Source organism: Curvibacter sp. CHRR-16 (assembly GCF_018474005.1).
Taxonomy (GTDB): Bacteria; Pseudomonadota; Gammaproteobacteria; order Burkholderiales; family Burkholderiaceae_C; genus Allorhodoferax.
This window is the reverse complement of record NZ_JAHCSH010000008.1, coordinates 1-13,726: the sequence shown is the minus strand read 5'-3', so window position 1 is coordinate 13,726 and position 13,726 is coordinate 1. Positions and strand designations below refer to the sequence as shown.

Here is a 13,726-nt window from a genome sequence, read left to right as displayed (position 1 = left end):
ACACCGCCACTCAATGCGCATTTTTTGCCAGTAGTGCGTAATAAAACCCATCATGGGCACCCAAATCCATGTTGTTCCACGTACCAGAAGCGCCTGGCAACTGCGGCAGCATATGCCCGGGAGCCGGCAGTCGCACCGCATCAGGCATGGCTTGCGTGAACCATTGTATGGTGTCCTCTCCTTCTTGACGGAATAAAGAGCATGTGGCGTACAACAGATGCCCTGATGGTTTGAGAACTTTCCACAACGCGTGCAATATGCGACGCTGCAGTTCTGCCAGCGCGGCAATATCTTCTTCTCGGCGTAGCCAGCGAATATCCGGGTGGCGACGCACGATGCCGGCCGCCGAACATGGTGCATCCAATAAGATGGCATCAAAAAACTGTCCATCCCACCATGCAGCGGGATTGCTTGCATCGGCCACCACCACCTGTGCTTGCATGCCCAAGCGCTGCAAATTTTCACCAATGCGCCGAGCTCGCTTCGCATCTTTTTCTAAAGCCACCACGGATGTTGCCCCCAACTCCAGCAAATGCCCCGTCTTTCCTCCTGGGGCTGCACAGGCATCCAGCACCCGCACAGGGCGAGCACCGCTCTGTGTGCTGGCTTGCCAAAGCAAGGGGGCGGCCAACTGGGCTGCAGCGTCCTGTACTGAAATGCTTCCTGCTGCATAGCCCGGCAGTTGGGGAACACTTTGGGCCTGATCCAACTGCACACCGTTGTGCGCCACCAAACGGCAGGGCTTGGCCATCTGATGCGCATAAGTGGCAGCAGTACCCCACCGTGCGTTGACACGCAGCGTGAGCGGTGCTTGCTGATTACTCGCTTGCAGTATTTGCTGCCACTGCGTGGGGTGGTCTTGGCGCACCCGAGCAATCCACCAACGCGGAAAGTTCCACAACGCTTCTTCATCCGCACGCCACAAGTCTTCCAATGCCTCAGCTTGGCGCAAATAGTTTCGCAAGCATGCATTCACAAAACTGCTGGCTCCCCGCATATGCGGATGCTGTTTACTCGCAAGTACGGCTTGGTTCACCAAGGTAAACGCCGGGTATGGCATTCCGTCGTCGGCAGTCAGCAAAGACAAGACTGCCTCCAACAAAGCACGCACCGCTGGTTTGGGTTGCTTACTTGCCAACTGACGCAGTACAAATTGACCACGTGCCCAATATCGCCACACTGTAAATACCAAGGCTTGGACACCCGGCCTTAGATCTGCAGACACGCCGTCAAGTGCTTCACGACCTGAGGTACCCGCACGCACTTGCAATAGCACATTAACCACAACGTTCAATTGCACGGATAGGGCGGGCGCGTGCATGCGTGAAACGGTAAGCATGCTTGGTATGTCGGACTGGTTCATAGTGACAACAAAGGGCGTCTTATAAAAAAATCCCCAAGTCGCGCAAACAACTTGGGGATGATCTGGTTCACACTGGCCTTAGCCAAGGCCAGTGGATTGGTACTTACTCAGCCGCGTCACTGTCATCAGCCAAGGCTGCTGAGTGGCTCAACTCGGCCGCTTCTGCATCAGCAATGGCACGGCGCTCTGCATCGTCCATGGACTCACGCGCCTTACGGGCATCGTGGTAAGCCAAACCGGTACCAGCAGGAATCAAGCGACCCACGATCACGTTTTCCTTCAAGCCACGCAGCTCGTCGGTCTTGCCCATGATGGCAGCCTCCGTCAGCACGCGGGTGGTTTCCTGGAAGGAAGCCGCGCTGATGAAGCTGTCGGTCGACAAGGAAGCCTTGGTAATACCCAACAGCAGGTTGGAGTAAGTCGCTGGCGTTTTGCCCTCTGCACGCAACGCATCGTTGGTGTTGAGGATTTCAGAGCGCTCGACTTGCTCGCCAGCGATGTAGTTGGAATCACCGGTGTTTTCGACCACCACACGGCGCAACATCTGGCGAACAATCACTTCAATGTGCTTGTCGTTGATCTTCACGCCTTGCAAGCGGTACACGTCCTGCACTTCGTCGACGATGTAGCGAGCCAGCTCTTCCATGCCCAGCAAACGCAAGATGTCTTGCGGATCGGCTGGGCCGTCCACCACGGACTCACCCTTGTTGACCACCTGGCCTTCGTGCACCAAGATGTTCTTTTCCTTGGGCACCAGCTCTTCCCAGACGCGACCTTCTGGATCGGTGATTTGCAAGCGAATCTTGCCCTTGGTTTCCTTGCCAAACGAAATCGTTCCGGTCATTTCAGCCAGCACACCCTTGTCCTTGGGCGAACGGGCTTCGAACAGCTCGGCCACGCGAGGCAGACCACCGGTAATGTCGCGAGTCTTCTGGCCTTCGATTGGGATACGAGCCAGCACTTCGCCAGGCCCCACGTCTTGGCCATCACGCACCTGCACCAAGGCTCCGATTGGGAAACCAATGGTTACCGAGTGGTCCGTACCAGGAATCTTGACTTCTTGACCGGAAGCATCCACCAGTTTGACTTGGGGACGTACCACCTTGGCTGAGCCACGGCGCTTCGGATCGATAACCACCAGAGTAGACAAGCCAGTAACTTCGTCCACTTGCTTGGCAACGGTCAAACCCTCTTCCACGTTCTCGAATTTCACCTGTCCAGCGAACTCGGTGATGATCGGGCGAGTCAATGGATCCCAATTGGCCAGCACGGTACCTGCCTTGATGGTTTGATCTGCCTTGACGGTCAGCACTGCACCATAAGGTACTTTATGGCGTTCACGCTCACGACCATGCTCGTCGTGGATGATGACTTCGCCGGAGCGGGAGATCACCACCAGTTCGCCCTTGCTATTGGTCACATAACGCATGGTGGCGTTGAAACCAATGACACCGTTGGACTTGGCTTCCACACTGGATGCAATGGCTGCACGCGAAGCCGCGCCACCAATGTGGAATGTACGCATGGTCAGCTGGGTACCAGGTTCACCGATGGACTGGGCAGCGATCACACCCACGGCTTCGCCTTGGTTGATCAAACCACCGCGGCCCAAATCGCGGCCATAGCACTTGGCGCAAATACCGAAACGGGTGTCGCAAGTGAGCGATGTACGCACCTTGACCTCGTCCACACCAGCGGCTTCGAGCTCTTCGATTTGGTCCTCTTCCAGCATCTCGCCAGCCTTGACCAATACCGCTTGGTTTTCGGGGTGCAGCACATCTTCAGCGGCTGTACGACCCAAAATACGTTCGCGCAGAGACTCGATCACTTCACCGCCTTCAACGATAGCGCGCATCAGCGAGCCATTGGAGGTGCCGCAATCTTGCTCCGTGACCACCAAGTCTTGCGTCACATCGACCAGACGACGGGTCAGGTAACCGGAGTTCGCTGTCTTCAAGGCCGTATCGGCCAGACCCTTACGGGCACCGTGTGTGGAGATGAAGTACTCCAACACGTTCAGACCTTCGCGGAAGTTCGCAGTAATCGGCGTTTCAATAATCGAGCCGTCTGGCTTAGCCATCAGACCGCGCATACCGGCCACCTGGCGGATCTGGGCTGCAGAACCACGGGCACCGGAGTCAGCCATCATATAGATGGAGTTGAAGGACTCTTGCTGCACTTCCTTGCCATTGCGATCAAGAACAGGCTCTTTGGACAGACGGGCCATCATCACCTTGGACACTTCGTCAGCCGACTTGCCCCAGATGTCCACCACCTTGTTGTAACGCTCGCCGGCTGTCACCAAACCGGAAACGTACTGCTGCTCGATTTCCTTCACTTCGGTTTGCGAGCGTTCAATGATGTTTTGCTTCTCTTGCGGCACCAACATGTCGTCGATACAGATAGAGATACCCGCGCGCGTTGCCAAACGGAAACCCGACTGCAGCAGCTTGTCCGCAAACACCACCGTGGCCTTCAAACCGCACTTGCGGAAAGACACGTTGATCAGTTTGGAAATTTCCTTTTTCTTGAGCGCCTTGTTCAGGTTGCTGAAAGGCAGACCCTTGGGCAGGATTTCGGACAACAAAGCGCGACCGACGGTGGTTTCCCACAGTTTGGTCACCGGCGTGAATTCGCCGTCTTCTTTACTCTTAACCCACTCGGTCAGACGCACGTTGATGCGACTGTTCAACTCGACTTCACGGGCGTCCAGAGCGCGTTGCAACTCAGCAGTGTCCGCAAACACCAAACCTTCGCCCTTACCGTTGATTTTTTCACGGGTAGCGTAGTACAAGCCCAGCACCACGTCCTGAGAAGGCACGATGGAGGGCTCGCCGTTGGCAGGGAACAGCACGTTGTTGGAGGCCATCATCAGAGCACGGGCTTCCATCTGCGCTTCCACAGACAGAGGTACGTGAACAGCCATCTGGTCACCGTCGAAGTCGGCGTTGAACGCAGAGCAAACGAGCGGATGCAACTGGATAGCCTTGCCTTCAATCAGGATGGGCTCAAACGCTTGGATGCCCAAACGGTGCAGCGTAGGCGCACGGTTGAGCATCACTGGGTGCTCTTTGATGACCTCTTCCAAAATATCCCACACCACGGGTGTACCAGCTTCCACTTCTTTCTTGGCAGCCTTGATGGTGGTGGCAATACCCATAGTCTCCAGTTTGGCGAAGATGAAGGGCTTGAACAATTCCAGTGCCATCAACTTGGGCAGACCGCATTGGTGCAGCTTCAGTGTGGGACCCACGGTAATCACGGAACGACCGGAGTAGTCCACGCGCTTGCCCAGCAAGTTCTGACGGAAACGACCGCTCTTGCCCTTGATCATGTCAGCCAAAGACTTGAGCGCACGCTTGTTGGCCCCAGTCATGGCCTTGCCGCGACGGCCGTTGTCCAGCAAGCTGTCCACGGCTTCTTGCAACATGCGCTTTTCGTTGCGGGCAATGATTTCGGGGGCCTTCAACTCGAGCAAACGGCGCAGACGACTGTTGCGGTTGATCACGCGGCGGTACAGATCGTTCAGGTCGGAAGTGGCGAAGCGACCACCATCCAGAGGAACGAGCGGACGCAGATCCGGTGGTAATACGGGCAGTACGTCCAGAATCATCCATTCGGGCTTGATGCCGGACTTCTTGAACGCTTCCAGCACTTTGAGGCGCTTGCTGTTTTTCTTGACCTTGAGCTCAGAGCCTGTCAGGTCATTGCGCAGGCGTTCGATTTCGGAGTCGATATCAATGCCTTGCAGCAACTCCTTGATGCCTTCGGCGCCCATTTTGGCTTGGAATTCGTCGCCGTATTCGCGGAATTTGGCGTCGAAATCGTCCTCGGACATGATGCTGAACTTCTTGAGCGGAGTCATGCCGGGATCGGTCACTACATATGCTTCAAAGTACAGCACGCGCTCGATGTCACGCAAAGTCATGTCCAGCACCAAACCCAAACGGCTTGGCAGCGACTTCAGGAACCAGATGTGGGCGCATGGAGCAGCCAGATCGATGTGACCCATGCGCTCACGGCGCACTTTAGTCTGGGTCACCTCCACACCGCACTTCTCGCAGATAACACCGCGGTGCTTGAGGCGTTTGTACTTGCCGCACAAGCATTCGTAGTCCTTGATAGGACCAAAGATCTTGGCGCAGAACAAACCGTCACGCTCAGGTTTGAAGGTACGGTAGTTGATGGTTTCGGGTTTTTTCACTTCGCCAAAAGACCAGCTGCGGATCTTCTCGGGCGAAGCCATACCGATCTTGATGGCATCGAAATGCTCATCGGGAGTGAACTGTTTGAACAGGTCGAGCAAAGATTTCATGTGACTCTTTCCCTTCAATACGATTAAGAGCGATCCAGCTCAATGTCGATGCCCAAGGAACGGATTTCCTTGACCAACACGTTAAACGACTCTGGCATACCAGCTTCGATGGAGTGCTCACCCTTGACGATGCTCTCGTACACCTTGGTACGGCCTTGAACGTCGTCGGACTTGACAGTGAGCATTTCTTGCAGGATGTAGGAAGCGCCGTAGGCTTCGAGTGCCCACACTTCCATTTCCCCGAAACGCTGACCACCGAACTGCGCCTTACCACCCAGCGGTTGCTGAGTAACCAAGCTGTAGGGTCCCGTAGACCGGGCGTGCATTTTGTCGTCCACCAAGTGGTGCAGTTTCAGGTAGTGCATGTACCCGACGGTGGTTGTGCGCTCGAATGCATCGCCAGTGCGACCATCGTACAACTGCGCTTGGGTGCGCGTGGCAGTCAGGCCCTTGGCCTTGGCAACATCGTCGGGATACGCCAATTGCAGCATGTCACCGATTTCTTTTTCAGAAGCACCATCAAACACGGGAGAAGCAAATGGCACGCCATTCGTCAACTCTTGGGCCATGGCGCGGACTTCATCATCGGACAACTGCTTGAGGTCTTCCTTGCGGCCGGTGCCGTTGTAGATCTTCTCCATGAAAGAGCGAATCTCTGCAGTAGCTGCTTCGCGTTGAAGCATGTCACCAATGCGTTGGCCCAGACCTTTACCAGCCCATCCCAAGTGCACTTCCAGCACCTGTCCGATGTTCATACGAGACGGCACACCCAGCGGGTTGAGCACGATGTCCACAGGCGTGCCATCGGCCAAGTAAGGCATGTCTTCCACTGGAGTGATCTTAGAGACCACGCCCTTGTTACCGTGGCGACCTGCCATCTTGTCACCAGGCTGCAGGCGACGCTTGACAGCGATGTACACCTTGACCATCTTGAGCACGCCTGCTGGCAGCTCATCGCCCTGTGTCAGCTTCTTGCGCTTTTCTTCGAAAGCCAAATCGAAGCTGTGGCGGGTTTGCTCCAGCGAGTTCTTGATGGACTCTAACTGGGTTGCCACTTCTTCTTCGGCTGGACGGATGTCAAACCAGTGGAACTTGTCCACGGATTGCAGGTACGCCTTGTCAAGCTTGGTGCCTTTAGCCAGCTTGTTGGGGCCGCCATTGGCCACACGACCGATTAAGAGCTTTTCGATACGGTCAAACGCATCGGACTCCACGATACGCAGCTGGTCATTCAGATCGAGACGGAAACGCTTGAGTTCATCGTCGATGATCTGTTGCGCACGCTTGTCGCGCTGGATGCCCTCGCGGGTGAACACTTGCACGTCGATCACAGTTCCTTGTGAACCTTGATCCACACGCAGCGAGGTGTCCTTCACATCGGAAGCCTTCTCACCGAAGATGGCTCGCAGCAGCTTTTCCTCTGGTGTGAGAGTGGTTTCACCTTTAGGGGTGACTTTACCCACCAGCGTATCACCGGGTTGCACTTCCGCGCCCACATAGATGATGCCGGACTCGTCCAAACGGTTGAGCTGTTGCTCGCTCAGGTTCGGGATGTCACGTGTGATTTCTTCCGCGCCCAACTTGGTATCACGCGCCATGACCACGAGTTCTTCGATGTGGATGGAGGTGTAGCGGTCTTCGGCCACCACGCGCTCGCTGATCAAAATCGAATCTTCGAAGTTGTAGCCGTTCCAAGGCATGAAGGCGATCAGCATATTCTGACCAATCGCAATTTCACCCAAATCGGTTGATGCACCGTCGGCAATCACGTCACCCTTGGCCAAGGTGTCACCACGCTTAACAATAGGACGCTGATGGATGTTGGTGTTTTGGTTGGAACGCTGGTACTTGATCAGGTTGTAGATGTCCACCCCCACTTCACCCGCCACAGTCTCAGCATCATTCACTCGCACCACAATACGGGTGGCATCCACGTAGTCAACAATACCGCCGCGCAAGGCAGTTACCACAGTGCCGGAGTCGACAGCGGCTACGCGCTCGATGCCAGTGCCGACCATCGGCTTTTCAGGACGCAGTACTGGCACCGCTTGACGGGACATGTTAGCCCCCATCAGCGCACGGTTCGCGTCATCATGCTCCAAGAACGGAACCAAGGAAGCAGCCACCGAGACGATCTGCGCAGGTGATACGTCCATGTACTGGATACGGTCTGGGCTAACCAAAATGGATTCACCCTTTTCACGCGCTGACACCAAATCGCCGGTGAGCTTACCTGCATCATCCAAAGCCGCGTTGGCCTGGGCGATCACGTACTTGCCTTCTTCGATTGCAGACAGGTAATCAATTTGATCAGTCACCTTGCTATCCAGCACGCGACGGTAGGGGGTTTCGATGAAACCGTACTCGTTCAAGCGGGCGTACAGCGCCAAGGAGTTGATCAAACCAATGTTTGGACCTTCAGGGGTTTCGATCGGGCACACGCGACCGTAGTGGGTCACGTGCACGTCACGCACTTCAAAGCCAGCACGCTCGCGGGTCAAACCACCTGGGCCCAATGCGGATACACGGCGCTTGTGCGTGATTTCGGCCAGCGGGTTGGTTTGGTCCATGAACTGGGACAACTGCGATGCACCGAAAAACTCCTTCAAAGCCGCAGAAATGGGCTTGGAGTTGATCAGGTCATGCGGCATCAAAGGCTCTTGCTCAGCTTGACCCAAGCGTTCCTTCACAGCCTTTTCGATGCGCGCCAAGCCAGTGCGGAATTGGTTTTCGGCCAATTCGCCGACACAGCGCACACGGCGGTTACCCAAGTGGTCGATATCGTCGACATCACCGCGACCATTGCGCAAGTCCACTAGCATCTTGACCACATCCAGAATGTCTTCGTTGGTCAAGACCATGGGGCCCGTAGACTCTGTGCGCCCCATCTTGGCGTTGAACTTCATACGTCCAACTCGCGACAGATCGTAGGTCTCAGGGTTGTAGAACAAGCGCTGGAACAGGGCTTGCACAGCATCTTCTGTCGGTGGTTCACCGGGACGCATCATGCGGTAGATGGCTACGCGCGCGGCGAATTCGTCAGCCGTGTCGTCCAAACGCAGCGTCTGGGAAATGAAAGCGCCTTGATCCAACTCGTTGGTGTACAGGCAAGGAATTTCCTTGATGCCTGCGCTGCGCAACTTCTTCAGCAGCGCTTCCGTCAACTCCTCGTTGGCTTTGGCCACGATTTCACCGGTATCTCCATCGACGATATTGCGCGCCAAAACGCGGCCAATCAAGAAATCTTCGGGAACTGTGATGTGGGTTGCACCCGACTGCTCCAGCTCGCGCGTGTGACGCGCTGTGATGCGCTTGTCTTTGGCAACAATCACCTTACCGGACTTGTCGGTGATGTCAAAGCGCGCCACTTCACCACGCAAACGATCACCCACGAACTCCATCTGGGCGCCGCTGTCCATCAAGCGGAAATTGTCATTGACAAAGAAATTGGCCAAGATGGATTCGTTGTTCAGGCCAATGGCGCGCAACAAAATCGTGACGGGCATCTTGCGACGGCGATCCACGCGGAAATACAGCAGGTCTTTGGGGTCGAATTCAAAGTCGAGCCAAGAGCCACGGTAAGGAATGATGCGGGCGCTAAACAGCAATTTGCCCGAGCTGTGGGTCTTGCCCTTGTCGTGCTCGAAGAAGACACCGGGAGAGCGGTGCAACTGGGACACGATCACGCGCTCGGTACCGTTGATGATGAATGAGCCCTTGTTGGTCATCAAAGGCACTTCGCCCATGTAGACCTCTTGCTCCTTCACTTCCTTCACCACCTTGTTTTGGGGGGTGGAGGATTCGCGGTCATAAATGATCAGCTGCACCTTGGCACGCACCGCCGATGCAAAAGTCAAACCACGGGTTTGGCATTCACGTACGTCAAACGCTGGCTTGGCCAAGTTGTATTCGAGAAACTTCATCTCGACAAAACCGTTGTGCGAGACGATGGGGAATGCCGCTTCGAACGCTGCCTGCAAACCTTCTGCAATGCGCTTGCGTGGATGCACGTCTGCCTGCAGGAATGTGGTGTATGCATCCTTCTGCATTTGCAGCAGATAAGGAATCTCTAGCACGCTGTCACGACTTCCAAAGTTTTTGCGAATTCGTTTGCGCTCGGTGTATGAATAAGCCATGCGATCTCCGGACAAAACAGTAACCCTGATGGTCCCTGAACAACAGACTGAAGGGTGTGTGCCCCTCTGGCTTGGCGGTTGGCCGCTACCAACCACTGGCTGACAGCAAAGCATTGCACTTTGCCCGAACCAAGGCATCTTCCGCAGTCTTAGACAGAAGACACTCGTGAATGAAACACCATTCGCTCACGGGTGTGCTCTTTCAAGCAGCAAAGGCAGGGAGCCTTTCGACACCCTGCCTCATGGGAACAAAGTCGATTACTTGAGTTCGACCTTGGCGCCAGCTTCTTCCAGCTTCTTCTTGGCGGCTTCAGCGTCAGCCTTGGCCACGCCTTCCTTAACGGTCTTGGGAGCGCCGTCCACCAGATCCTTGGCTTCTTTCAAGCCCAGACCGGTGATTTCGCGCACAGCCTTGATCACGGAAACCTTGTTGGCGCCAGCGTCAGTCAGAACGATGTTGAAATCGGTCTTTTCTTCAGCAGCAGCAGCGCCACCAGCAGCAGCGCCACCAGCAGCAGGAGCAGCCATAGCGGCAGCGCTCACGCCAAATTTCTCTTCAATGGCCTTCACCAGGTCATTGAGTTCCAATACGGTCATTGTGTCCAAAGCGGACAAGAATGCGTCTTTATCGAATGCCATTTTGTATTCCTAACTCTGTTTTGATGGTTGTACTGCGGCCAATTAGGCAGCAGCTGCCTCGCCGCGTTTTTCGGCCAAGGCTGCCAGTACACGTGCGGTACGGGCGACAGGGGATTGCAACAAGCCCAAGAATTGGGACAACAACACTTCCTTGGAAGGAATGCTGGCCAATGCTTTCACGCCGTTCACATCCAAAGCTTTTCCGCCGTATGCGCCTGCGCGAATAACCAATTTGTCGTTGGTCTTTGCGAAGTCAGCCACAACCTTAGCTGCAGCCACCGCATCTTCAGAGAAGCCATAGATCAGCGGACCGGTCATTTGGTCTGCCACCACGTCAAAGCTGGTACCAGTCACAGCACGGCGCGCCAGAGTGTTCTTTAGAACACTCAAGCTTACACCTTGACTGCGAGCGGTAGAGCGCAGCTTGGTCATGTCGGCCACCGTAATGCCACGGTATTCCGCAATCACGAGCGTTTGAGCTTTTGCGGCGAGTCCGGACACCTCATTGATGACCGCTTCTTTCTCACTGCGATTCAAACTCAAGTTCTACTCCTAGTTAATGCACCGCTTGTTCAACAAGACGGTGCGCCTATGTTCAGCGACCAACTGTTCACAGAATTTGCATTCCATTGGCAGCGGGTGCGCCATCTGCGTTGGAATGGATTAAGCACTTGCGTGCACCAACGGTCTTGGATGACCTGGCCACTTTGGGGCAGCCAGCCCACCACACAGAGGGCTTACGCCCTCTCATTCTTTGCCTTCGTGCCTATTAAGCGCCGATGGACTGAACGTCCACACGCACGCCCACACCCATGGTGGAGGACACAGCAACCTTGCGAAGGTATTGACCCTTGCTCGATGCTGGCTTGGCCTTATTCAAAGCTTCAATCAGCGCAGCCAAGTTACCTTGTAACTGAGTTGCATCGAAAGAACGGCGGCCAATAGTGCTGTGCACGATACCGGCTTTGTCAACACGGAACTGAACCTGACCAGCCTTGGCGTTTTTGACCGCTGTCGCCACATCAGGAGTTACGGTACCAACCTTGGGGTTGGGCATCAGACCACGTGGGCCCAAGATTTGGCCCAATGTACCCACAATGCGCATGGCATCAGGAGCGGCGATGACGATGTCAAAAGGCATATCACCAGCCTTGACTTGGGCAGCCAAATCATCCATACCTACTACATCTGCACCAGCAGCCTTGGCTTCTTCTGCCTTAGCACCTTGTGCAAACACGGCTACGCGCTTGGTTTTGCCAGTACCGTTGGGCAATACAACTGCACCGCGTACCACTTGGTCAGATTTCTTAGCATCCACACCAAGTTGCACAGCCACATCGATGGATTCATCGAACTTGGCATTGGCGCACTCTTTGACCAAAGTCAGGGCTTCATTGAGGGCGTACAGCTTGGTGCTGTCGACCTTGCCTTGTTGGGCTTTTTGTTTTTTAGTCAGCTTAGCCATCTCAGACTCCTTCCACGTTCACGCCCATGGAGCGGGCAGAACCAGCGATGGTACGGACTGCTGCATCCAGATCGGCCGCAGTCATGTCTTTCATCTTGGTTTTGGCGATTTCTTCCAGCTGAGCGCGGGTGATCTTGCCAACTTTTTCAGCGTGAGGACGCGAAGAACCCTTGTCCAGCTTGATTGCTTTTTTGATCAGCACGGTTGCTGGGGGGGTCTTGATAACGAATGTGAAGCTCTTGTCTGCAAATGCAGTGATCACCACAGGCAAAGGCAAGCCTGGCTCAACACCTTGGGTCTGCGCGTTGAACGCTTTGCAGAATTCCATGATGTTCAAGCCACGTTGGCCCAGTGCTGGGCCGATTGGTGGCGATGGGTTTGCCTTACCGGCGGGAACTTGCAGCTTGATAAAGCCGACAATCTTCTTTGCCATTTTCACTCCTTGCGGGTACATGCGCTGAGCAACACTCAGCTCCCCGGGGTTACGACTTTGAAACCAACAACCAGCCCATTAAGTCGCCAAACGACTGGTTGTGCATCAGGTTTTTTCGACCTGACTGAAATCCAACTCAACAGGGGTGGAACGGCCAAAGATGGTCACCGAAACGCGCAACTTGCTTTTTTCGTAGTTGACATCTTCTACAGAGCCATTGAAGTCCGTGAATGGACCTTCTTTGACACGCACCAATTCACCAATCACAAACTCAATCTTGTGCTTGGGCTTATCCGTACCCTCTTGCATCTGACTCATGATTTTCATGACTTCAGATTCAGCAATTGGTGCTGGGCGGTTTTTGGCTCCACCGACAAAACCCGTCACTTTGCTGGTGTTTTTCACCAAGTGCCAAGTGTCATCATCCATCACCATTTCTACTAACACATAGCCGGGGAAGAATTTGCGCTCAGTCGTACGCCGCTGACCATTCTTTACTTCAACAACTTCTTCAATAGGCACCAAAATGCGACCGAACTTGTCTTGCATGCCCGAACGAGCAACACGTTCTGCAATATTGCGCTCTACAGCCTTTTCCATTCCGGAATAGGCGTGCACAACGTACCAGCGCAAATCAGTTTTTACAGACGACAAGGAGGCTGCCGGTGCAGCCTCGGTAGATTGGTTACTCAGCAGATCGGACATTTACTTCTTCCATCCCAGAATCAAGTCGTAAATCAACCATTCTAGGGTCTTGTCAGACGCCCACAGAAAAATGGCCATCAACAATACAAAACCGAACACATAAGCAGTCATCATGAAGGCCTCTTTGCGCTCAGGCCACACGACCTTTTGCAACTCCTTCCAAGCCTCACGACCAAAACCAATCAAAGCACCACCTTGTGGTGTCCAGAAAAACGCCGCAGCAGCCAACACTAGGCCCACCAACAAAACAGCCCACTTGGCCCACACTTCTTGCTGCGGTAGCCAATAGAAGCCCAAAACAGACGCCAGCACGAGCAACACTGCAGCCGCCAATTTGGCTTTGTCTGCAGAGGTATGTACTGTTTGAACTTGTGTTGATGCCATAAAACGCTTATCTCTCAATACGCACAAGCCCGCTACATTGAGCGGGCCTACTTTTCATTGCTTGCCAAACCAGGTGGCAGGGGCAGTAGGAATCGAACCTACAACCTTCGGTTTTGGAGACCGACGCTCTGCCAATTGAGCTATACCCCTACGAGCTTGTTAAGCGATGATTTTGGCGACCACGCCAGCGCCCACGGTACGGCCACCTTCACGGATAGCGAAACGCAGACCTTCTTCCATAGCGATAGGAGCGATCAGCTTCACAGTGATGGAGACGTTGTCACCA

10 protein-coding genes and 1 tRNA gene are annotated in these 13,726 nt (G+C 54.6%); all 11 read right to left on the bottom strand.

The window, feature by feature from the left end:
• Positions 1 to 10: 10 nt before the first annotated feature.
• Complete coding sequence (gene rsmB / locus KIK84_RS15445; RefSeq protein WP_214124077.1) at positions 11 to 1,321, bottom strand: 16S rRNA (cytosine(967)-C(5))-methyltransferase RsmB; 1,311 nt, start codon at positions 1,319 to 1,321, stop codon at positions 11 to 13.
• Between the two features lie 145 nt (positions 1,322 to 1,466).
• Complete coding sequence (gene rpoC / locus KIK84_RS15440) at positions 1,467 to 5,678, bottom strand: DNA-directed RNA polymerase subunit beta' (protein ID WP_214124023.1); 4,212 nt, start codon at positions 5,676 to 5,678, stop codon at positions 1,467 to 1,469.
• A gap of 23 nt (positions 5,679 to 5,701) precedes the next feature.
• Positions 5,702 to 9,814: a DNA-directed RNA polymerase subunit beta gene (gene rpoB, locus KIK84_RS15435; RefSeq protein WP_214124022.1), complete on the bottom strand. Its 4,113-nt coding sequence runs from the start codon at positions 9,812 to 9,814 to the stop codon at positions 5,702 to 5,704.
• 258 nt (positions 9,815 to 10,072) lie between these two features.
• On the bottom strand, positions 10,073 to 10,453 hold the full coding sequence (gene rplL / locus KIK84_RS15430; RefSeq protein WP_214124021.1) for a 50S ribosomal protein L7/L12: 381 nt from the start codon (positions 10,451 to 10,453) through the stop codon (positions 10,073 to 10,075).
• A 42-nt stretch (positions 10,454 to 10,495) separates the two neighbouring features.
• Positions 10,496 to 10,996: a 50S ribosomal protein L10 gene (rplJ, locus tag KIK84_RS15425; RefSeq protein ID WP_214124020.1), complete on the bottom strand. Its 501-nt coding sequence runs from the start codon at positions 10,994 to 10,996 to the stop codon at positions 10,496 to 10,498.
• Positions 10,997 to 11,222: 226 nt separating this feature from the next.
• The gene (gene rplA, locus KIK84_RS15420) at positions 11,223 to 11,918 is read right to left on the bottom strand and encodes a 50S ribosomal protein L1 (RefSeq protein ID WP_214124018.1); all 696 of its coding nucleotides are present in this window, start codon (positions 11,916 to 11,918) and stop codon (positions 11,223 to 11,225) included.
• A 1-nt stretch (position 11,919) separates the two neighbouring features.
• Positions 11,920 to 12,351, bottom strand: coding sequence for a 50S ribosomal protein L11 (gene rplK, locus KIK84_RS15415; RefSeq protein ID WP_214124016.1), 432 nt, complete (start codon positions 12,349 to 12,351; stop codon positions 11,920 to 11,922).
• 105 nt (positions 12,352 to 12,456) lie between these two features.
• Positions 12,457 to 13,056 carry a transcription termination/antitermination protein NusG gene (gene nusG, locus KIK84_RS15410; protein WP_214124014.1) on the bottom strand — a complete coding sequence of 200 codons (600 nt, stop codon included), beginning with the start codon at positions 13,054 to 13,056 and terminating at the stop codon, positions 12,457 to 12,459.
• Positions 13,057 to 13,440 carry a preprotein translocase subunit SecE gene (gene secE, locus KIK84_RS15405; protein WP_214124012.1) on the bottom strand — a complete coding sequence of 128 codons (384 nt, stop codon included), beginning with the start codon at positions 13,438 to 13,440 and terminating at the stop codon, positions 13,057 to 13,059.
• 74 nt (positions 13,441 to 13,514) lie between these two features.
• Positions 13,515 to 13,590: transfer RNA gene (locus KIK84_RS15400), tRNA-Trp, on the bottom strand.
• 9 nt (positions 13,591 to 13,599) lie between these two features.
• Positions 13,600 to 13,726 (bottom strand): EF-Tu C-terminal domain-related protein (locus tag KIK84_RS15395; protein WP_445683271.1); only part of this gene is annotated, 127 nt, incomplete at its 5' end.